19 protein-coding genes are annotated in these 21,442 nt (G+C 47.6%); 14 read left to right on the plus strand and 5 right to left on the minus strand.

Translation table 11 applies throughout. The annotated features are described in order from the left end of the window. The first annotated feature begins 50 nt into the window (after nt 1-50). Genes DES29_RS01425 through menA form a run of 3 tightly spaced genes read left to right on the plus strand, consistent with a single transcriptional unit; the run spans nt 51 to nt 2,574 of the window. Nucleotides 51-1,169 (plus strand): D-alanyl-D-alanine carboxypeptidase family protein, encoded by a 1,119-nt coding sequence (locus tag DES29_RS01425; protein ID WP_081636829.1) that lies wholly within the window; start codon nt 51-53, stop codon nt 1,167-1,169. A gap of 10 nt (nt 1,170-1,179) precedes the next feature. Continuing rightward, nucleotides 1,180-1,584 (plus strand): YbeD family protein, encoded by a 405-nt coding sequence (locus DES29_RS01430; RefSeq protein WP_016475304.1) that lies wholly within the window; start codon nt 1,180-1,182, stop codon nt 1,582-1,584. Nucleotides 1,585-1,596: 12 nt separating this feature from the next. Beyond that, nucleotides 1,597-2,574, plus strand: coding sequence for a 1,4-dihydroxy-2-naphthoate octaprenyltransferase (gene menA / locus DES29_RS01435; RefSeq protein WP_113854340.1), 978 nt, complete (start codon nt 1,597-1,599; stop codon nt 2,572-2,574). Between the two features lie 99 nt (nt 2,575-2,673). On the opposite strand, the gene DES29_RS01440 is transcribed toward menA, so the two are convergent. From DES29_RS01440 to dnaA, 5 genes are all read right to left on the minus strand, one after another. Further along, nucleotides 2,674-3,327 carry a BON domain-containing protein gene (locus DES29_RS01440; RefSeq protein ID WP_016475306.1) on the minus strand — a complete coding sequence of 218 codons (654 nt, stop codon included), beginning with the start codon at nt 3,325-3,327 and terminating at the stop codon, nt 2,674-2,676. 1,289 nt (nt 3,328-4,616) lie between these two features. Next, nucleotides 4,617-5,561 (minus strand): 5'-nucleotidase, encoded by a 945-nt coding sequence (locus DES29_RS01445; RefSeq protein WP_016475308.1) that lies wholly within the window; start codon nt 5,559-5,561, stop codon nt 4,617-4,619. Nucleotides 5,562-5,628: 67 nt separating this feature from the next. Further along, nucleotides 5,629-8,178, minus strand: coding sequence for a DNA gyrase subunit B (locus DES29_RS01450; protein WP_021995799.1), 2,550 nt, complete (start codon nt 8,176-8,178; stop codon nt 5,629-5,631). Between the two features lie 97 nt (nt 8,179-8,275). Beyond that, a complete protein-coding gene (gene dnaN, locus DES29_RS01455) occupies nt 8,276-9,394 on the minus strand; it encodes a DNA polymerase III subunit beta (protein ID WP_016475310.1) in 1,119 nt (372 codons plus the stop codon). A gap of 38 nt (nt 9,395-9,432) precedes the next feature. Then, nucleotides 9,433-10,797, minus strand: a complete 1,365-nt coding sequence (dnaA, locus tag DES29_RS01460) for a chromosomal replication initiator protein DnaA (RefSeq protein ID WP_005429163.1) — start codon at nt 10,795-10,797, stop codon at nt 9,433-9,435. A 608-nt stretch (nt 10,798-11,405) separates the two neighbouring features. On the opposite strand from dnaA, the gene rpmH reads away from it, so the two are divergent. From rpmH to DES29_RS01520, 11 genes are all read left to right on the plus strand, one after another. Continuing rightward, nucleotides 11,406-11,546 (plus strand): 50S ribosomal protein L34, encoded by a 141-nt coding sequence (gene rpmH, locus DES29_RS01465; RefSeq protein WP_005429158.1) that lies wholly within the window; start codon nt 11,406-11,408, stop codon nt 11,544-11,546. Between the two features lie 27 nt (nt 11,547-11,573). After that, entirely contained in the window at nt 11,574-12,032 is a 459-nt protein-coding gene (locus DES29_RS01470) for a ribonuclease P protein component (protein ID WP_081453999.1), read from the plus strand. Between the two features lie 17 nt (nt 12,033-12,049). Then, nucleotides 12,050-12,331: a membrane protein insertion efficiency factor YidD gene (yidD, locus tag DES29_RS01475; RefSeq protein WP_236578975.1), complete on the plus strand. Its 282-nt coding sequence runs from the start codon at nt 12,050-12,052 to the stop codon at nt 12,329-12,331. 20 nt (nt 12,332-12,351) lie between these two features. Then, nucleotides 12,352-14,049 (plus strand): membrane protein insertase YidC, encoded by a 1,698-nt coding sequence (gene yidC, locus DES29_RS01480; RefSeq protein ID WP_016475315.1) that lies wholly within the window; start codon nt 12,352-12,354, stop codon nt 14,047-14,049. A gap of 508 nt (nt 14,050-14,557) precedes the next feature. Continuing rightward, a complete protein-coding gene (gene mnmE / locus DES29_RS01490; protein ID WP_016475316.1) occupies nt 14,558-15,946 on the plus strand; it encodes a tRNA uridine-5-carboxymethylaminomethyl(34) synthesis GTPase MnmE in 1,389 nt (462 codons plus the stop codon). Between the two features lie 29 nt (nt 15,947-15,975). Next, nucleotides 15,976-17,919: a tRNA uridine-5-carboxymethylaminomethyl(34) synthesis enzyme MnmG gene (gene mnmG, locus DES29_RS01495; protein WP_016475317.1), complete on the plus strand. Its 1,944-nt coding sequence runs from the start codon at nt 15,976-15,978 to the stop codon at nt 17,917-17,919. A 4-nt stretch (nt 17,920-17,923) separates the two neighbouring features. Further along, the gene (gene rsmG, locus DES29_RS01500) at nt 17,924-18,568 is read left to right on the plus strand and encodes a 16S rRNA (guanine(527)-N(7))-methyltransferase RsmG (protein WP_016475318.1); all 645 of its coding nucleotides are present in this window, start codon (nt 17,924-17,926) and stop codon (nt 18,566-18,568) included. 5 nt (nt 18,569-18,573) lie between these two features. Beyond that, nucleotides 18,574-19,236, plus strand: a complete 663-nt coding sequence (locus DES29_RS01505; protein WP_016475319.1) for a MarC family protein — start codon at nt 18,574-18,576, stop codon at nt 19,234-19,236. Nucleotides 19,237-19,306: 70 nt separating this feature from the next. Next, on the plus strand, nt 19,307-20,080 hold the full coding sequence (locus tag DES29_RS01510) for a ParA family protein (RefSeq protein ID WP_021994658.1): 774 nt from the start codon (nt 19,307-19,309) through the stop codon (nt 20,078-20,080). Nucleotides 20,081-20,088: 8 nt separating this feature from the next. Continuing rightward, complete coding sequence (locus DES29_RS01515) at nt 20,089-20,955, plus strand: ParB/RepB/Spo0J family partition protein (protein ID WP_016475320.1); 867 nt, start codon at nt 20,089-20,091, stop codon at nt 20,953-20,955. 114 nt (nt 20,956-21,069) lie between these two features. After that, nucleotides 21,070-21,435 carry an ATP synthase subunit I gene (locus DES29_RS01520; protein ID WP_005429142.1) on the plus strand — a complete coding sequence of 122 codons (366 nt, stop codon included), beginning with the start codon at nt 21,070-21,072 and terminating at the stop codon, nt 21,433-21,435. The last annotated feature ends 7 nt before the right edge of the window (nt 21,436-21,442 follow it).

A 21,442-nucleotide genomic window follows, 5' to 3' on the forward strand; every position in this document is an offset into this window, starting at 1 on the left:
CCCCATTGTGGCACAAGCCGCTACGCCGGCACTGCCACTCCCAAAACCGCATGCATAGGCTTCTCACCTTCATTTTGCTACCGCTCTTCGCTCTGCCGTCAGCAGTAGCTGCTTCCTCCGTTTTAGTGGATCTTGAAAGCAGTCAGATAATCCTCTCTGATAGGCCAAGAACACCCGAAAATGCTTCCAGCATGCTTCCATTAATGACGGTCTATACGACTCTGGAGCTTCTGAAAAATGGGACGATTGAAAATAAGCTCTTTGAGTCAGTCAAAAATCCTTGGGGCGGCCCGGATCTAACTCTTGCAGATCTATTACAGGGACTTCTGATGACTGGAGATCCTGAGGCCGTGGAAGCGGTTCGTCAAACTCTCAAATTGTCAGAAAAAGACTTTTCCCATCAACTGAACCAAACAGCCAATGCACTGGGTATGTTCGCCACGGAATTCACTTTTCCATGCAACGAAAATACTCCGTGTATCAGCACCGCTCAAGATATGGCGCTACTGGCAGAAAGTCTCTACACACACCATGCAATATCGCGTATTTGGGGAGCATCGCATAGTCTTACCCTGCCTGATGGCAAAATACTTCACACGGAAAATTTTTTCCTTGAAAAAAGTCCAGCCATAACAGGAGTTTATGTTTCACCTAAGAGGAAACATATCGCATCAAGTGCTGCAGTTCTTTCAGAAAATCCTAAAGGCTCAGATGGCCGCTTGCGCCGACTGTTAGTAGTATCACTCAATAACAACGATCGAGATTCGCTACGTCAGGAAATTTCCTCTTTACTACTTCGCGGCTACCGTGACTACGAAACACTAAAACTCTATTCAGATGGTGATTTTGTCGCAAACGTCCCCATATATAAGGGGGAGGAAACGGATGTTCGTGCGGTTGTACCACAAACCGTCTTCATCACAATGACTACTGAGCAAATGCTTACTGCGGGAGCTAAAGCTTTGGAAGTTCGAGTGCGTTACGCCTCTCCTCTGATTGCTCCAATTAAAGCTGGTCAATACGTCGGCACCCTTGAAATACATGCTGGACTGAAGCTTGCTCAAACGATTCCGTTGGTTGCTCAGTCCGATGTAGATGAAGGAAATTTTTGGAAAAGGTTTCGAGATACTGTTCGTATTGCGTTGTCCCAAGAGATCCTGCATCAATAAAGGAATTGAAATGTCTGAAAAAATTCAAGAAAAATCAGAGTATAAGATTGAACATTTAGAGGCTGAAGATGCTGAAAAGGTAGCAATGACAGCCGAAAAGAAAACCCTTGAAAAGGCCTGTGAAGATGCCGCCCCGCTTGAGGGAGCTGTTGACGAAGCCTCATCTGTAATGAAGTTCCCAATGGACTTCCCTATCAAGGTGATGGGACTGGCTGCACCCACTTTTCCAAAGGTAGTCGCCGATATTGCCCGTCTTCACTGTGATGATTTTGATGATTCCAAAACGACGGTTGAATACTCTCGCACTCGCAAATATATGTCGGTGACTGTGGAAGTAATCGCCCGCTCAAAGGAGCAGCTTGATGATCTTTACCGCGCTTATACCTCTAACCCAATGGTTAAGATCGTTCTCTAACTTAATCGACAGATGACGCCTCCCCAACCTTTGTCACCTCCATCCGAACAGCCGCCTTCCCCCGCCTATCCTGGCAGACTCGGTGCGTGGCTTGCTTTTACGCGTCCAAAGACATGGCTTCTGGCCGTAGCTCCAGTTTTAGCTGCATTAGCACTAGCTTGGGCAGAAGCACATGCTTTTTCCCCTGTCGTTGCTCTGCTAACACTGACTATTGCCGTCCTGATGCAGGCAATCTCAAATATGGAGAATGATCTCGGCTACAGCAAACGAAAAGCAGAAACGGGCAATCGACGAGGACTTCCTCGAGCTACAACCATGGGGTGGATTAGCAACCATGCAGCCGAATGGGCAATTCGAATGGCGGCAGTTCTTGCACTGATCAATACAGCAGCGCTCATTTATTTTGGCGGCTGGCCCTTTGCTCTTGTTGGTGTAGCCTCCCTAACCGCAGCCTATTGTTATATGGGAGGTCCGAAGCCAATTGCCTATACCCCATTTGGAGAGGTTTTGGTTCTTCTCTTTTTTGGCCTTACTGCTGTCTGCGGTACGTACTATCTACAAACATCAGAACTGACAATCAACTGCATCCTGCTTGGCGCTGCATTAGGCACTATCGCGTCTGGCGTGCTGGCCGTCAATAATTTTCGAGATAGAGAGCATGACGAAAGCGTAGGTCGTCGTACGCTGGCGGTCCTAATTGGAGAGAAGAGTTTTCTGAGGCTCTTTGATGCTTTACTTCTTATCCCATATGCACTTGTCGCACTGATGGTTGTCACCGATATCAGCCGTTGGCCCTATTTTCTGGTTATTCTGAGCTTGCCGCTTGCAATGCGCGTATCTCAACAAATCCGCCGCAGCCAACATGAAGCTCTTAATGAAGTAATGTTTGGCTGCGTTCAGCTTGAAGCGCGCTTTGCTCTACTCTTTGCAATCGGCGCCTCTACACAGGCTGTACTAATGAGCCTCACGCTATCTAATATGCTCAATTAAGTTTCTGGCTATTCCTATCGAACTGTAAACTAAAAGAAGCACCCGCTATCCTTTTACGTCTTCAAGCGGGCACTTCATTTTCAAACTCAAACGTTCTACTTATTCATCTGAAGGTTTTGCTTGCTGCAAATCCTTCATACGGTGATCAATCTCTTCTCGAGTAGCAATTGAGAAACAAGTTACTACTTTCTGCACTCCCGAAACTTTAGCCGCAGTTTGCGCTGCAGTCTGAGCTTCTTCACGCGTCACTACCCCCATCAGATAGACGATTCCGCGTTCTACAGCAACTTTCATTTGATTGAGCGAAATAGTACTGTTACCAATAATTGAGGTACGAACCTTAGTAGCAAGCACCGTATCGGACAGCCGAGTCGAAACGGATGAAGGATCCATAACTGCAATCTCGTTGATAACACCCTGAACGTCAAGGCTTTTCACCGCGATTTCTTCAGCCTTTCTGCGATCTTCAAGGGAGGTAGCTTCACCGGAAAGAAGAACTCGTCCTTCATAAGCTGTGACATTGATGTGATAGGGCTTGTTTTTTAACGCCTGAGATACATCATACGCAATACGTTTTTCAACGACCTCGTCACTCACAATGGTTCCTGTCGTGCGACGATCAGTCATAACGGTAGTAGTAGTCACGGCAGCTCCCCCAATTACTAAAGGAGCAATGCAACCGCTCACCAGGAGCGTTGCTGCGGACAGCACTGTCGCAACTACAGTACAACGAAAGATAGTAAGAGAATTCATGAAGTGCCCTGAAAAAAAGAATGTTCTCTGAGTCTAGTCGCCTAACAAGTGACAAGTCATAGCTCACTATGAAGTTCCAGATCTCTTACAGGCATTTTTATGGGGAAACCGGGTTCGGTTGCTGCAACCGTTCGTAAAACTGGTTCGACACGATTCCAAAAAGCGGCAAATCACGGTCGAGATAACAGAATTTTGTGCGACCGCCAACGTACGGTATCCTCTTGTAACCACCGCTGGAGAACTCCACGTATCTTCGCTCGATTGGCAGAAAGAAGAACCTTAGCTACATGCATTGATGGGAGCACAGGTAACGGTACCCATTCCACTGATGGATCTCGGAAACGCTCAAGAAACTCTGAATCCGTCGAAAGAGAGGAAGCGATCATTAATACCCCAAGTCGTTCTTCTAACGAAGTTGCATGGGTTACCAGCATACCCAGGCGATCGCTGAGAGCACAAATCGCAGAATAATTGCTGAGCTCACGCTGCCAAAGTGGATTTTGATCGCAGATGCGAAGTAATAAGTCAGCATTCACAACATGCACATCAACGGATGTCATGCACCAATGCCGACGCACCATTCGATCTTGTACATAAAGTGTTTCACAACTTCCGCAAAGAGCCCTCGGTCCACTAAGCGATACAAGGAGCGGGTCCGCGTGTAGTGGATCCATTAATGCACGGGCGACGATTCCGCGCCGAACAAGCATTAATGGTCGGAAAAAACCTGGAGACTCATAGAGAACCTCACCTCGCGTGTAATGCATCTCATGCCCCAAATTATTGAGCACTCCGATCATTGGGCGTGAGAGTCGAGGAGCAAACCAAGGGAGAAGAGAGGAAGCAGCAGGCATAAATAATGACAGCTTTTTTGCTGTCGTATATGTGGATAAAATATGTTGTTAACTTTTTTGTTTTATGAAGGAAATGTGGATAACTAGCGCTTGCCCACAACTACATGAAAAGTTGCTCAACATCTATCCCTCGTTTTCCACAGAAGATTCAGAAGGCTGTCCACAAATAAATACATGCTTGATCTAATTGAAAAGTATAGCAAAGAACAAGTTATCCACAGAAGGTGCAGTTCCCTACTACAAACAACTACTTATTAAATATAAAGAATAAGAAAAGATAGGGAAGAATCTTGATGATAAGGACCTATCACTAAAAGTATCTTAAATATTTATATATGCAATACATAAATACTAGAATGAAAATCGATAAGTCGTGGATTATTTGTGTGTAAGCTGTGTATTTTACTGGTGTTTGTTGTGGGTTATTAGTGCTAACTATTTAATTTCATTGATATTTTCGTTATGTATGCCAAACGGTACCAAGACACTAGGGATCTTTGTATGAGTGCTCTCAAGATTGCGTGCTTGGTCGTCAAAAAAGATATGCGGTCTTATAGCTTCAAGAATTGGTGTCTTATCCAACCCATCGAGAAGAAAGAGCTCCGCCGCACTCATACCAAAAGTTTTGAGAGTTGTAATCAATCGTTCTTCACTCTGAGCTCCACGTGAAGTGACGATAGAAATGCGAATAGCGGGTTTGAAGTAAGGATCGGATTTGCCGCGTCGCTGTGAATCAAGCCTTTGAAATTTAGACAACTTAGCGAAAAGATCCATAAGAGGTCCAGGTGCATGAGGGGTTTGAGCTTTTTCGAGTTCAAGTTTTTGGAAGGCCTTGAGCCCCTCTTTTTGATATTCACGCTCAGCCTCGTCGTCGGCAAGCACACCGTCAAAGTCAAATGCGATGCGAAGCGTCTTGTCATCTTCATCAGCATCCAGCATTTGACCAGGAAGAACAAGTCCTCCAGGGAGGCCAGCTTCAATGGCATGTGTCACGTTCTGGGCATTGGCAGACAGAAATAACGACACCTTAAAGGCCGAGATGTAAGGCAGTGTAGATTGGCCTGAAGTAAACGCTCCAGCATCAATTGGAAGGTTGTAATGCCGACATGAGTTAAAAAAGCGCCTTGCAGTCACAGGGGAGTTGCGGGAAAGCGCTACAACGCGAAATGGTTCTAGATCTGGGAAAAAGGCATTCAATCCTATGAGACGTTTTACGAAAGGAAATGCGACACCAGGCTGCAATGGATCGTCACAGTGCTCAACTTGGTAATCTTTGAAGGCTTCATAGCCTTCTTTTTCAAAAAGTTGATGCTCTTTCTCCAAATCGAACAATGCTCGGGATGAAACAGCTACGACGAGTTGATCGGCAGTAATTGACATGGTGGGATCCTATCGTTCACAGAAGAAAAAAGCGCTGGGGGGACTTAACTCCCTAGCGCTTTGAAGATTATGCGTCGATGTTGCCAAAGAGCGCATTACTTTCGATAAAGGCTCGACGAGGTTCAACTACATCGCCCATCAACATCGAGAATATTGCGTCAGCATTAGCAGCATCCTCGATTCGAACTCGTAGCATGCGCCGCACTGCCGGATCCATCGTTGTATCTCGTAGCTGCTCAGGTGTCATCTCGCCCAGCCCTTTGTAACGTTGCCGGATGAGCCCCTTCTCTGCTTGGCGCATTAGCCAGCCAACTGCTTCTGCAAAATTTTTAACAGGCTCTCTTTCTCCGCCTCGTTCAATTTCAGCTCCTTCTTGAATCACTCCCTGAAGCATCAAGGAACTTTCGCGGAGTTTTTGATAGTCGGCAGAGAGAAGAAATTCCGGCAGAAGCGTTGTTGTTTTAATGTTCCCATGGCGAGTGCGATGAATTTTTAGAACATGTTTTTCTTCATCTTCATTCCAATAAGCTTCAATTTTGACATTCGGGTCCCGCATCTCTTTTTCAAGACGCTCGGCGCTTTGTTGAGCTGCAAATGTGTTTTCGAGAGAAAGTTCTACACCAGCAGCGATAGCAAGAAGAACCGCCCGGTCAATAGCTCCGCCGAGACGAGATATGACTGCATTGGCTTGCAAGTATTCCCCAACCAGCGTCTCGAGTGCCGTGCCGCGAATGGGTTCCTTTGCATTTGTGCTTGGATACAGAGCCGCACCAGAGAGAGCTAAGTCCTTAAGATAAGCGTTCATCTCAGCTTCATCTTTCAGGAAACGTCCTTTATCTTTGCTGTTTTTCTGTACTTTGTAGAGCGGGGGCTGAGCAATATAGACGTAGCCGTTTTCAATTAGCTCAGGCATTTGGCGGAAAAACAGTGTGAGGAGCAACGTGCGGATATGAGCTCCGTCAACGTCCGCATCAGTCATGATGATGATGCGGTGATAACGGAGTTTTTCAATATCGAACAGTTTGCCGATGTTGGTACCAAGAGCAAGCGTAAGCATGCGAATCTGCTCGGAATCCAGAAGTTTATCCTGAGCAGCTTTTTCCACATTAAGAACTTTACCGCGCAAAGGCAAAATTGCCTGATATTGTGAGTTACGCCCTTGCTTAGCAGAGCCGCCGGCTGAGTCCCCTTCTACCAGGAAAAGCTCGGAGTATGCAGGATTCTTTTCGCGACAGTCAGCGAGTTTGCCGGGAAGTCCGCCACCCATACCTGTTTTGCGAGTAAGGTCGCGTGCCTTTCGTGCAGCTTCACGTGCTCGAGCTGCCGTAATAATTTTTTCGCAGATCAGTTTGGCATCAGCAGGATTTTGTTCGAGGTAGAGCTCCAGCTCACGGGAAACAACATCCTCAACAGCAGGTCGTACTTCGCTCGAAACTAACTTGTCTTTGGTTTGAGAGCTGAACTTAGGCTGTGGGATTTTCACGGAAAGAACGCATGTGAGTCCCTCTCGCATATCGTCGCCATCGGGGTCCACTTTAGATTTTTTCGCCAGTTCGTTTTTTGCGATGTAATTTTTCAAAACGCGTGTCATGGCCCCACGCAAGCCAGTGACATGCGTTCCTCCGTCGCGTTGCGGAATATTATTTGTATAGGCTGTGAGACTTTCGTTGTAGCTATCCTGCCACTGCATAGCGACTTCAACTTCGACAGGGGAACCGTTGGACAGTACAGTTTCCTTGGCGTGGAAAATCTTCGGGTGGAGAACCGTGCGAGACTGATTTTTATACTCGACATAGGCGATCAAGCCCTTGTCCGTCTTGAGTTGAGCCTCATGCGAAGTTCGTAGATCTTTGAGTGTTATAAAAACACCAGAATTTAGGAAAGAGAGTTCTCGCAGCCGCGAGAGTAATGTCTCATAGCTGAACTCTGTGACCTGTTCGAAAATCTCGAGATCAGGAAGGAAATGTACTTCTGTACCGCGCCGATTAGTAGGCCCAAGAAGAGCCATAGGCGAAATGCGCACATTTTTTCCTGTGGCCGGATCAATGGCATTTTCAATGAGACGGTTAACAACTTTTCCGCGTCGGAATTCGAGCGTACGAGCTTCGCCATCGCGGCGAACCACGAGGCGAAGCCAGGTTGAAAGAGCGTTTACACAGGACACGCCAACACCGTGCAACCCGCCAGAGATCTTGTAGCCGTTGTTGTCGAATTTACCACCGGCATGAAGTTCGGTCAGCGCGATTTCTGCGGCACTTCTCTTTGGATCGTGCTTATCATCCCACTTAATTGCTGTTGGAATTCCACGGCCATCGTCTGTAACTGAAATGGAATTATCCGTGTGAATTGTTACTTCAATATGTGAAGCAAAACCAGCCAATGCTTCGTCGATAGAGTTATCAACAACTTCATAAACAAGGTGATGAAGTCCAGAACCGTCAGCCGTATCGCCGATGTACATGCCTGGACGTTTGCGGACGGCCTCTAGTCCCTCAAGAATCTGAATGCTTGCGGCGTTATAGGCGTTTGGATTCTGGTCGGGTTGCACTTCGTCGAGCGACTGCACCTGCGGCAATGGCTGCGGGGCTTGATTAGACGAATTTTCCGCTTCGGTCATGAAATACGTTCCTTGCGGCTGGATGCGTTAAGCATCCGCGCCGTTGTTGAAAAAATCATCCGTTCACTCCTTATTCATTAGGAGTGGTGTTTCATCATCAGATACGCATCGGCATGATGAGATAACGGAAGCTCGAAGATTCCGGCATCGTCACGAGCACGCTTTTTGGCGTCGCAGCGAAGTGGAAGTTAACTTCAGAGTTTTTGAGATTATTGAGGAGCTCGATCATGTAAAGAAGATTGAAGCCGATATCGAGATCGTCCCACTCCCAGTTGACAGCGAGCTTTTGACTTGCTTCTTCTTGTTCCGCATTACTACCCTGAACTGTGAGAGAGCCTTTAGTGAAAAGCCAGCGAATGCCGTGGAATCGTTCATTAGTCAGAATCTGTACGCGGCGAAGAGCAAGAAGTAGCTCCTCGCGGTTGATTGACACACATTGTGGGTTGGTATCAAGTGTGGGCATTACTCGCTGATAATCTGGGAATTTACCTTCAATAAGCTTGCTAACAAATTCAATTCCTGCAAAATTGAATCCAATTTGTGTATCGCCAACGTTGACAGTAACCGGCGTATCGTCTTCAGGGAGAATGCGAAGTAATTCACGGACAGTTTTACGTGGAACAATCGCCTCAATCTTTGTTTCCTGATTGAGACCATCGATTTCAGCTTCACAGTATGCAAGTCGATGTGTGTCTGTTGCGACAGCAATGAGTTTTGCTCCTTCCACTACGAAAAGTACCCCCATCAGGAAGTAGCGAATATCTTTTGGAGCCATTGCAAAGGCTGTCATCGTGAGCAGATAACGAAGCGTCTTAGCGGGCAACGTAAAGGTGGTTGTCCACGGCATGATCTTCAATACCGGAAAGTCTTGAGCCGGGAGTGTTTGCATGGAGAAATGACCCCCTGAAGTAGTGAGGTCAGCAAGACCGCCGTCATCAATATCCACATCGAGTGTGTCTAGTGGGCGAAGAGCTCCGAGGATTTCAGAAAACTTTTGTGCGTTGAGGGTGATGTTTCCTTCGCAGCCCTCCACACCCACAGGTGCACTCGTTCGGATTTGAATATCGAGGTCAGTCGTCGAAAATGTAACGTCAACACCTTTTTGTTCGATAAGGATATTACTTACAACAGGTAAGGACTGATTTCGTTCGACAATGCCGGCAACAGAGCGTACGGGTTTGATCAGAGCTTCAACTGGGCTGGAAATCAATTTCATGATGCTGTTCGATGGAATTTGAAATTAAAAAGGCTGCGTCAGCCGCGGATCATCTGTTCAAGTACATGAATTTCATGGTTTAGTTCAGCATCGTTCTGGCGCTCTTGAGTAATTTTACGGACTGCATGCATTACGGTGGTATGGTCGCGGCCACCAAAGTTCTCTCCAATTTCCGGCAGACTGTGCTGAGTGAGTTCTTTAGTGAGGTACATGGCAATTTGGCGTGGACGAGCTATGTTGGCAGGACGACGCTTGGAGTGCATATCGGCCACTTTGATTTTGTAGTAATCCGCAACAGTTTTTTGAATATTCTCAATTGTGATTAAGCTGTTGACAACTTGGAATTGTTCACGCAATACCCGCTTAGCAATATCAATCGTGATTTCTCTCGATGATGTTGCTTGGAATTGCTGATAGGCGACGACTTGCTGCAGTGCTCCTTCAAGCTCACGGACATTGGATTTCAGACGTTTTGCAATGTAGGCAGCAACTTCATCAGGAAGATCGACTCCCATTGTTTTAGCTTTGTTGAGAAGAATCGCCGTGCGCATTTCAAATTCAGGCGGTTCAATAGCGACAGAGAGACCCTGCGACAAGCGAGATATGAGACGAGGTTCAATATCTTTGAGTCCACGGGTGTAGGTATCAGACGTTATTACAAGCTGTTTGTTGTGTGGGACTAATGCTTCAAAAGCTCGGAAGAACTGCCCTTGTGATCCCTTTGCTCCAGACAGAGACTGTACGTCGTCAATGAGAAGCAGGTCGAGACTACGATATCGTTCATCAAATTTTTCAAGGCTCGCGTGTGTTTTATTAGTTGATTCACGCACAGCCGATGTGTATTCATTAATGAAATCCTGTGCGGAGACACAGCGAACTCGAGCTTTTGGATGTAAATCCAAGTAGCGATGCCCAATTGCTTGCATCAAGTGGGTTTTACCAAGACCAACGCCTCCGTAAATGTAGAGCGGGTTGTACTGTGTTCCAGTGGTCGTGGCAACATGTTCGGCAGCCGCAACAGCCAACTGATTGGCGTTACCGTTGACGTAGTTTTCAAACGTGAGTCCTGGCAGCAGTCCCGTTTCTTCTCGCCGTTTGATCTCAGTTTCAGACGGGGGATGTGATGTACCTGATTCTTCCCTTTGAACTGGCTTGACCTGTGCAGGCACTAGCGATACAGCTACGGCACTGCCATGGATACGTGTTGCAACTGCGGAAATACTTTTCTGATAGGCACCACGAATGTAGGTGATCTTGGTAGCGGGCGCTTCGAGCGTCAGAATGCCATCTTTCTCATTCCAATATGTGGGCTTGAGAACTTCAAACCAAGTGGTGTAGATCTTGGGGGTGTTCTGCGTTAACCGCTTAAGACTCTCGAGACACTGTTGCCAGAACGCTTGCATAACCGAAATAGGAGCGGAGATATTGAGGCGCCAGGAAGGCTCCTCACAAGGGAAAGCGTTCCATTTTAGCGTTTTTTCCACAGCTCTTCCACAGTGAACAATGAATCCCTGTAGTTGTTCTGGTTAATTATATGTTTTTTAAGGATAAAGTTATCCACAACAACTTCAGTGGTTAATATAAAATCATCTTTATCCACATTAATTTGTGAATAATAAAACCTACTGTTGCAGTTAAACTTATAGAAGTGAATGTTCACATATATGGAATATGCACAAGGTACAGTGGAATGAGACATGAGACCTACTATAGGTAGTGTCAAATAGGGGGGTCTTCCTAAATTCAGTGGTCCCATGCATTGATTTTGAGCAGAAATCCCATGATGTCTATATTTCTTTTTCCTTCCCATGAATTGACAACTCATAGGGAAATGATGTGTAATAGCGAGCTTTTCTAGGCTTCCTCTAACCCCGCCCCATATCTAGGGGCCGTTGGAGACAAAGAGGAATGCGCAGAAGCGCTGCGTTTCTTCGCAGCTCTGAATTCTTCTGCCGCAGAAATACGGTTTCTCACCGGTCTGCAGGCTCTCCCCCGACATTAAGGAATAATCATGGCTACTAAGCGTACCTACCAGCCCTCCAAGACCAAGCGCGCTCGCACGCACGGTTTTCTTGTCCGCAGCCGCACGAAGGGCGGCCGTCGTGTCCTTGCTCGCCGTCGTGCTAAGGGCCGTCACGTTCTCGCCCTCTAATCGATCGGCCCACGGCTGATTGCCGTCGTGTCCGGAAGCCAGGCGAAGAACTTCAGACTCCCTCGAGCTTTTCGTATCATAAGTACAGAAGATTTCGGGGTGATATTGAGGACGCGGAACGAACATTCGTTTCGCGTCCATTCCGCATGTTTTGTCGCCGGCTGTCTTGAAAATGAGCAGACCGGGGTTGTGCGTATCGGGGTCACCGTTGGAAAGAAGAACGCGCCGCTGTCTGTTGACCGTGCCATAGTTAAACGTCAGCTGCGGGAAATATTTCGTCTCCACCTACCGATGCTGCGGCAAGTTCTTCCTGACGGTGTCGGTTTGGATGTTTCACTGAGGCTTAAAGTACCGCTGAAGGGGCTGAGTCCCAAGTCCAGAACGGATCTGAAACGGCGGTTGCGTGCTGATGCGGATGGACTGCTTAACGAGGTGGTACGCCGTAGTAAACGACGCACTCAAGCCAAGGCGGAGCAACAAGCATGAATCCAGTCAAGGCTCTGATGTTGGGGACGATTCGTCTTTATCAGTTAACGCTTTCTCCATGGGTGGGACGGGAATGCCGTTACTTGCCTACCTGCTCGAATTATGCGATTGAAGCTATTAAGCTTCACGGGGCAGTTAAAGGGGGATGGCTCATGTTGATGAGACTTGCGCGTTGCCACCCTCTGGGCGGTAGAGGGTATGATCCTGTGCCGAAGACTTTTCGTTGGTGCTGTTGGTGCAGAGATTGTTCGGAGACCTCCTCTGTAACACGCAATGCGCGCAGAATTTTCAAACTTTAATCAATACGCAAGAGAGCTTTATGGGTAGAGAAGTACAGCGCGCCCTGCTTTGGGTGATCCTTTTCGGCTCGCTTTTTATGCTATGGGACAACTATCAGGTTTGGAAGGGCGGAGAGTCCTTCTTCGGATCTGCCAAGCAGGAAGCAATTGAAGCCGATCGGTCTGCCGCTGCAGGCGTCCCCACCGCCACAGTTGCTAAAACTGCTCCGGTCTTGGATGATGCTACTGCGGTAAAGGAACCCATCGTTGTAACGACGGACCGCATGAAGGTTACATTTGACCGAATGGGGGCTCGAATTGTTGGTTCCGAAATGCTTCTCTTCCCGCAACAAGCCGATTGGACTGAAGTGGGTCTTGCCGGTATGGTGCTTGGTCGGGAACCCTCCCCCAACCTTGGCAATGTGAAGCTTTTTGATGTTGAAGGGGGGCATGCCTATCTGGCTCAAACTGGACTTGTGGGCGGAGACTATCCAACTCACAATGATGAGTTCAAACTCGTGAGTCAGGATCTGACGCTTGGTGACAAGGAATCGATGAAGGTGGTTTTTGAGGCGGATAAGGGCGGCCTTAAAGTCACGAAGACCTTCACGTTCAAGCGCGGCTACTATGGCATTGATGTTGATACGGCTGTAACGAACACGACTGATAAAGCTGTCACTCCTCAGATCTACTATCAGCTAACTCGTGATTCCTCGAAGCCCGCGGGCGAAAGCTCGATGTATTCAACCTTTACTGGCCCTGCCTTCTACACGGACGAAGAGAATTTTCAGAAGTTGAGCTTCTCGGAAATCCGCGATAAAGATGCCAAGTATGTTGAAGACACCAACAATGGTTGGTTGGCAATGGTGCAGCACCATTTCGTGAGCGCATGGGTTCCTCCTCAGGGAGAAGTGCGTCATAACTATACGCGTGCTCTTGGCCACGATCTTTTTGCTGTCGGTACATTGATCAGCCTGAAGGAAATCGCCCCGGGTGCAACACAAACGAACCACGCAGTTCTTTATTCTGGCCCTCAGGAACAAGCTCGTCTGGAGCAGCTTGCTCCTGGACTTGAGCTTGTGGTTGACTACGGTTGGCTCACGTTCCTTGCTAAGCCCATTTATTGGCTTCTGGATTTCCTATATGGAATTGTCGGAAACTGGGGGTGGGCCATCGTACTTCTTACCTGTATTGTCAAAGCTGTCCTCTATCCGATTTCTGCTGCTGGCTACCGGTCAATGGCCCGCATGAAGGAAGTCACTCCTCGTTTAAAGGCGTTGCAGGAAAAGTACAAAGACGACAAACAGCGTTTGAACCAAGCCATGATGGAGCTGTATAAAACCGAAAAGATCAATCCGGTCGGTGGGTGCCTGCCAATCATGCTTCAGATTCCCGTGTTTCTGGCTCTTTATTGGGTGCTCCAGGGCTCTGTGGAGCTGCGCGGCGCCGAATGGATCCTATGGGTTCACGATTTGGCAATGCCCGATCCTTGGTTTGTCCTTCCGGCCCTCATGGCCGCAACGATGTTCTTGCAAATCTTGCTTAACCCGAAGCCTACAGACCCAATGCAGGCGAAAGTGATGTACATCATGCCGGTTGTTTTCTCGGTTATGTTTTTCATCTTTGCTGCGGGTTTAGTGCTCTACTGGCTCACCAACAATATTTTGTCGATTGCTCAGCAGTGGTGGATCAACAAGACGATTGCTGAAGAGCGTGCACAGCGTCTTGCTAAGCGCTGAGGCAAAGGACCTGTTCTTCCAAATAAGTCCTCTGAAACAACGATAAAAAAGGCCGGGATCAGATCTTCCAATAAAGAAATGACCCGGCCTTCTTTTTTCTTAGTGCTTACGCTTCGTCCAGATTGATGCGGCAAAAAGAAGCGGCCACATCCAAACACTCAAAAACCAAAGCAGAATAAGGCGCAGCGATAATGGTTGCTTTTCTGCCTTCCAGGTTTTTAAGTAAACAAGAATGGCTCCAATAACTGCCCATAACAAGAAAGTACAGTAAATGAGAGCCCGTATCTTGTAAGTGCTACCAAAAACGGCTGCTGTTAGTGCTGCCGCAGGTACAGAAAGCACGACTGCAATACAAGCACCCGCTAGAGCAGGGCCAAAAAACTGATTCGGTTGATTGTGTGGTCCTTGAAACGACATAGATATGAAATAAAGCAGTTGAAAGATATCCGCGTAAGCGTAACACTCAACTGACTGCGAACTCCGCTCAATATTTGCTATTCACTCAGTCATGCTCTTCAACGACAAGACCCCAATCATCGCTATTGCAACTGCGCCAGGTCGTGGCGGCATCGGAGTAATTCGCCTCTCTTTTGAGGCTGACTTGGCCGATCCTATTCTTGCAGCGCTTTTTCCTCAACGCAGTATCGAACCTCGCCGAGTTCAATTACTTCCTTTTTTAGATGAAAACAATGCACTGCTTGATCATGCAGTTGTGCTTTATTTCTCTGCGCCAGCGAGCTATACAGGCGAATCTGTTTTGGAAATCCAGGCTCACGGCGGCCCGGTCCTACTAAAACTTATTTTGCGGGCTGCGTTAACCAAGCTTGCGTTCTGTGGATTGAGGATTGCTGAACCAGGGGAATTCACTAAACGCGCTTTCCTTAATGGCCGTATGGATCTTACTCAGGCAGAAGCCGTAAGCGGTTTGATCGATGCGGCAAGTGAGGCAGCTGCACATGCGGCAGCACGATCACTTTCTGGAGATTTTTCCAGAGAAGTTCATGAAGCAGGAGATCTTCTTGATGAAGCTCGAGCTTTGTCTGAAGCTTCGCTCGACTTTCCTGAGGAAGATCTTGAAGATCTCAAAGAAAAGCAGATTTTCACTCGTGCTCGAGAAGCTCAGATAAAGCTGGAGGGACTTCTTGCAAATGCACGCCGTGGGGTAGTTCTAGCTGATGGCATTACTGTTGCCTTGGTGGGAGCCCCTAATGTTGGCAAATCCAGTTTGTTGAATGCGCTTGCGGGTGATGAGGTGGCTATTGTTACGGAAATTGCTGGAACCACCCGAGACCGCATTGAACATTGGACAGCTTTTGACGGTATACCGTTGCGCATTGTTGATACGGCAGGAATGCGTGAAACAAACGATATTGTTGAGCAGAAAGGTATTGAGCGAACACTGAAAGCCATATCAGAGGCTGATATCGTGCTGCATCTCGTTGATGCTTCCGGACGCATTCCGGATGATGAAGCGCTTCTTACACGAGTGAGAGAGTACGCACGTCCTGGAACTCCGCTTCTCATCGTGGCCAACAAGATTGACAGTATTTCTTTAGAGCGCAGAAATGAGTACTGCGACGATGCCAGCATAGTTCCTATTTCAGCGAAGACTCATGAGGGCCTAGAGGCTCTCAAGGCGAGGGTCTTGGAGTACGTTGATATGACTGGTGGCACGGAAGGTGTATTTCTTGCACGAGAACGTCATCTGGAATGCCTACGTATGGCTTCAGCTCATCTTTCAAAAGCACTTGAAATGAGTACATCTCCCTTCTGTATGATGGAGATTTTTGCCGAAGAGCTGCGTCTTGCAGGACGTGCATTAGGCGAACTTCTCGGCGAAACCGACGCAGAGGATTTGCTTGGCATTATTTTCAGCCGTTTCTGCATTGGTAAATAAGTTACTTCTCTTTTTATGGGCGGTTCCCCATGGACTATCCCGAAAATTTTGATGTCATTGTGATCGGTTGCGGTCATGCTGGAGCGGAGGCTGCACTTGCATCCGCTCGCATGGGTTGTAGCACGTTGTTGGTTACTCATAATCTTGATACTGTCGGCCAGCTTTCCTGTAACCCATCGATTGGGGGAATTGGCAAAGGGCACCTTGTTAAGGAATTAGATGCTCTGGGCGGAGCCATGGGGCAGGTGACTGATGAGTCTGGTATTCAATTTCGTATCCTCAATCGTTCAAAAGGTGCGGCGGTTCATGCATCTCGAGCCCAGATTGATCGTCAGCTGTATCGACGAGCAATGCGAAAACGGATTGAATCTCAGGAAAACCTTAAAGTTTTCCAAATGGCCGTCGATGATCTATTAGTGGAAAATGGCTGTGCTAGAGGCGTTGTCACGAATACAGGCATTCGATTTCATTCCAAGACTGTAGTGCTATCTGCGGGAACATTTCTCAACGGTCTTGTACACATTGGGCTTGAACACTTTACTGCTGGTCGCATGGGGGATCCCGCAAGTGTGCGGTTGGGGGAACGATTGAAGGAGTTAGGGCTTCCTCAAGGTCGTCTAAAGACAGGAACTCCATGCCGTATTGATGCTCGCACCATTGACTTCTCTCGTTGTGAAATACAGTGGGGAGATCTTAATCCCACCCCTTCTTTTTCCTTGATGCAGCCGACTGCCACTCATCCGGAACAAATGCCGTGCTGGATTACGCACACGACCCGTGAGATGCATGAGTTGATTCTTGCGAATCTAGACCGTTCGCCAATGTATGCAGGCGTTATCCAAGGTATCGGTCCGCGTTACTGTCCTTCTATAGAAGATAAAGTGAAGCGCTTTGCGGAGAAGGACAGTCATCAGGTGTTTCTTGAACCTGAAGGGATCCATGTCCGTGAGTACTATCCAAACGGCATCTCCACAAGTCTGCCTTTTGATGTGCAATTGAAGATGGTACATATGATGCCGGGGCTTGAAAAAGCACATTTAACTCGACCAGGTTATGCCATCGAATATGACTACTATGACCCTCGGGAATTAAAACGGTCCTTTGAATCTAAAGTAATGGAAGGCCTGTTCTGTGCCGGACAAATCAACGGAACAACGGGATACGAAGAAGCTGCAGCACAGGGTCTTTTGGCTGGTGCTAATGCAGCGCTTTATGCGCGTGGCGATGATGCTTGGACACCGAGACGAGATGAAGCGTATTTGGGCGTTATGGCTGACGACTTAACGACAAAAGGCGTTACGGAGCCGTACCGTATGTTTACAAGTCGTGCCGAGTATCGCTTAAATCTTCGGGAAGATAATGCTGATACCCGTCTCACTCTTATTGGGCGTAAGTTGGGGTTGGTTGATGATGCTCGTTGGGAGTTTTTCTGTCGTAAGACAGAACGCATTGAACGAGCAATGGAGGCATTGCGTGAAACTTGGGTAAATCCCAAACTGATTGAACGGGCTGAAGCAGAACGCGTACTCGGCGTTGCCATCGAACGTGAATATTCTTTACGCAGTCTTCTCGCACGACCAAACGTGACAATGGAGAGCCTCATGACATTGAAGCGCACGGATGGTTCGCTTGCTCATGATTTCTCCGAACTCAATGAGGAAGAACAATCTCGGGTTGAAGTAGAAGTGAAATATGCTGGTTATATTGATCGGCAAAAAGATGAAATCCAGAAGACTCTTGCAAATGAAACGCTAGTTATTCCACGAGAAATGGACTATGACCAAGTGATGGGGCTTTCATTCGAGGTACGCCAAAAACTAAAAGCGGCTCAACCTGAGACTGTAGGGCAGGCTTCTCGTATTTCTGGTGTAACTCCTGCTGCGGTGGCACTTCTTTTAGTTCATCTCAAACGTCGGCATTACTATGTTCGCGATAAAGGGACGCAACATCCAACTGTCGAGTCTCCGGAGTGATCACATGTCAGCTACCGTCATTGACCGCTCAGTTCTTACTGCAGGACTAACTCAGCTGGGACTTACATCGAACCTAGACGTACTCAAGGGCTTTGAGAGCTACGCTGAATTACTTCTTAAATGGAATAAGGTTTACAACCTTACCGCAATCCGCAACCCTGAAGAGGTGCTTACTCATCACCTTCTGGATTCAGCAACGCTTGTTCCAGCTCTGCAGCGTTTTGTACCGGGAGTTGATACAGTGCTTGATGTTGGTTGTGGAGGTGGGCTGCCAAGCGTACCGTTAGCTTTACTACTGCCGCACGTCTCTGTGATGGGGGTTGATGCCGTTGGTAAAAAAGCAGCTTTTGTAAATCAAGTAGCCATTGAACTGGGGCTCAAGAATCTTACGGCCCGTCATGCTCGTGTTGAGAAGATGGTCGGAACATGGAAAGCGATCACAAGCCGCGCTTTTGCGTCACTGGCTGACTTTACGCACCTAACGATGCATCTTCTTGCTTCAGACGGACGTTGGCTAGCTATGAAAGGAGTGGTTCCTGAGGATGAAATAGCTGCTCTTCCCTCAAATGTCAAAGTGCTTGCTATAGAGAAGCTGGTTGTGCCTGGTCTTGAAGAGGAACGCCATCTCATCGTTCTTGGTAAGGAGTAGCTGATATGGATTTGACAGCTATGCTCGGAGCATCTTTTGTGGGGGCTTTTCTATATGCATTCACAACGCTGCTTCCTGTCATTAACCCGTTTAGCGGAGCGATGTTCTTTGTGACGTTGACAGGACATCTCTCTGATGCTGATCGATCTTATGTAGCGGGTCGCATTGCATTGTTTTCTTTGATTATTTTGATGGTTTGTCTGTTTGCTGGACATATCATTCTTGGCTTTTTTGGTATTTCCGTTGGAGTACTTCGCTGTGCAGGCGGTATTGTGCTTTTTGCCGCAGGCTGGAATGCCTTGAACGCACCAGCACAAGATGGAACCTCAAGTCCAAAGATGGAGCTGCCTCGTTCAAGACTGAAGGCTATGGCTTTTTATCCATTCACTTTGCCGCTTACTACGGGACCAGGAGCGATTGCAGTAACAGTTGCTATTGGCACAACACTGCCGTACAACTTTTCCAATCTGGCCGGCACAATTCTTGCAATTCTTGCTGTAGTCGCTGTGATTTGGCTCTGCTTCCGCTATGGGGACAGAGTCAGTCGAGCTGTTGGAGCTGCAGGAGCAGATGCTTTAGCTCGTATTTTTGCCTTCATTTTGATTTGCCTTGGTGTGGCAGTCTTTTGGCAGGGCTTTACTGAGCTTTGGCTCAACTTAGGGAAATGAACGGTCCTATAAAAAGACCGTTTGAGCAAGTTGGCTACAATTAGGCGTTCTTTTTTATTTAGACTTATCCATGGCACACATCTTTTGCATTGCCAACCAGAAAGGCGGCGTCGGCAAAACGACAACAGCGGTTAATCTTGCTGCTGCTCTCGCATTGCGTGGACAGCGTGTTCTTTTCGTTGATCTTGATCCTCAAGGCAATGGCACCATGGGGTGTGGAATCGACAAGCATGATGTGGAGTGTTCGGTTTATCAGCTACTGTTAGGACTGAAGTCTTTCAAGGATGTTGTTCGACATAGTGAATCTGGCGGATTTGATGTGTTGCCAGCAAATCGTGAACTCTCAGGAGCAGAGATAGAGCTGATTAGTGTGCGTGAACGAGACCAGCGTCTAAAAAAGACTTTGGCACCGCTATTGACAAACTATGATTTTGTCCTCATCGATTGTCCGCCCAGTCTTTCAATGCTCACAATGAATGCTCTTTGTTGTGCTGAAGGCGTGATTGTGCCTATGCAGTGCGAATATTTTGCATTGGAGGGGCTTACAGATCTCGTAGGATCTATTCGCCGAGTACACGCAGAAAAAAATCCAGGACTCAAGATTATTTCAATTTTGCGTGTGATGTTTGATCCTCGGCTCACACTGCAGCAACAAGTGAGTGAACAACTTAAAAATTATTTTGGCGATAAGGTTTTTAATACGATTATTCCAAGGAATGTTCGACTTGCCGAAGCGCCTAGCTATGGGAAACCGGGAGTTGTTTACGAATCATCTAGCCGCGGAGCACTAGCTTACAAAGCTTTTGCTGATGAGCTTCTAAAGCGCCTTGGCGCTCCTGTATGAGGTTTGCTATGCCTAAGAAAAAAGGCGGTCTTGGTCGCGGATTAGATGTGTTTTTTGGCGATGACGATCATCCCGGCATCCTTGAGGATGATAGAAGTGCCAAGTTCATTGAAGTTCCCATCACGGAAGTTCGTGCCGGTCGCTATCAACCGCGCACGCAGATGGATGAAGCGGCTTTGACTGATCTAGCGGCATCTATCCGTGAACAAGGCGTCCTGAGTCCTATTCTTGTGCGTCCACTTGAGGCTGGCGGGTATGAAGTGCTGGCCGGAGAGCGTCGTCTGAGAGCAGCCAAAATTGCCGGGATGGAAACTGTTCCAGTAATTCTTAGATCGGTAAGTGATGAAAATGCCTTGGTTATAGGACTTATCGAGAATATTCAGAGGGAAAATCTCAATCCGATTGAGGAAGCTCAGGGACTGCAGCGGCTGATTGATGAGTTTGCTTTTACGCATGAAGCCGCCGCTAAGGCGGTAGGACGTTCTCGTCCAGCCGCAAGCAATCTGCTTCGGCTTTTGACGCTCGCCGATGAAGTGAAGCGCATGGTCATGGAGGGCGAACTCGAAATGGGACATGCTCGTGCACTTTTGGGATTGGAAGGTGCGGAGCAGGCTGCCGCAGCAAAGCAGGTTGCTGCAAAACATCTTTCAGTTCGTCAAACTGAAGATCTGGTTCGCCGGTTGCTCGAAGGAGTGCAGCCTAAAAAGAAGGTAGTTATCAAGACCCGGGACAATGAACGACTTGAAGAGACCTTGGCAGACACACTTGGTGCCGTAGTAAAACTTTCTGCAAATCAGAAAGGTAAGGGGCGAATCGTGATCGAATTCTCAAGTCTTGATCAACTTCAGGGCATTGTCGATCGAATTCAAAAATAAAACCGATAATTACCTATATATAAGTATATAATCTAATACTTCAGTGGATTGTGACTGAATACTTCAAGATTTACAATCCGTGCCAGTCATTTTCCCTCAAGCCTCTGCAAGAGAATGTTCGCCCTTTCTGATATGATGCGCGTCGTTCTCGCGCAGTATGTTGTTACATTGATTGCAGCGCTTTTCTGTACTGCAGTTTTTGGAACAGATCCCGGACTCTCGGCGTTCCTAGGCGGCTTCTATTACGCAGCTGCAACAACGCTTCATGCATTGATTCTGCTAGGTGTCAAGAAGCTCGGATGCGGCGTTGGTGCCAATGTCGTTACTCTTCTGTTCGGGGAATTTGTGAAGGTGCTTTGCGTAATCCTGCTGCTGTTTATTACGGCGCAGCTCTATGCGAACCTGAACTGGCCCGCTTTGATTATTTCGCTGATGGCGGTGGCGAACAGCTACTTCATCCTGTTGTTTAAAAAACGCTAAGGATAGG

It is taken from the genome of Sutterella wadsworthensis (assembly GCF_003315195.1).
GTDB classification, from domain to species: domain Bacteria; phylum Pseudomonadota; class Gammaproteobacteria; order Burkholderiales; family Burkholderiaceae_F; genus Sutterella; species Sutterella wadsworthensis.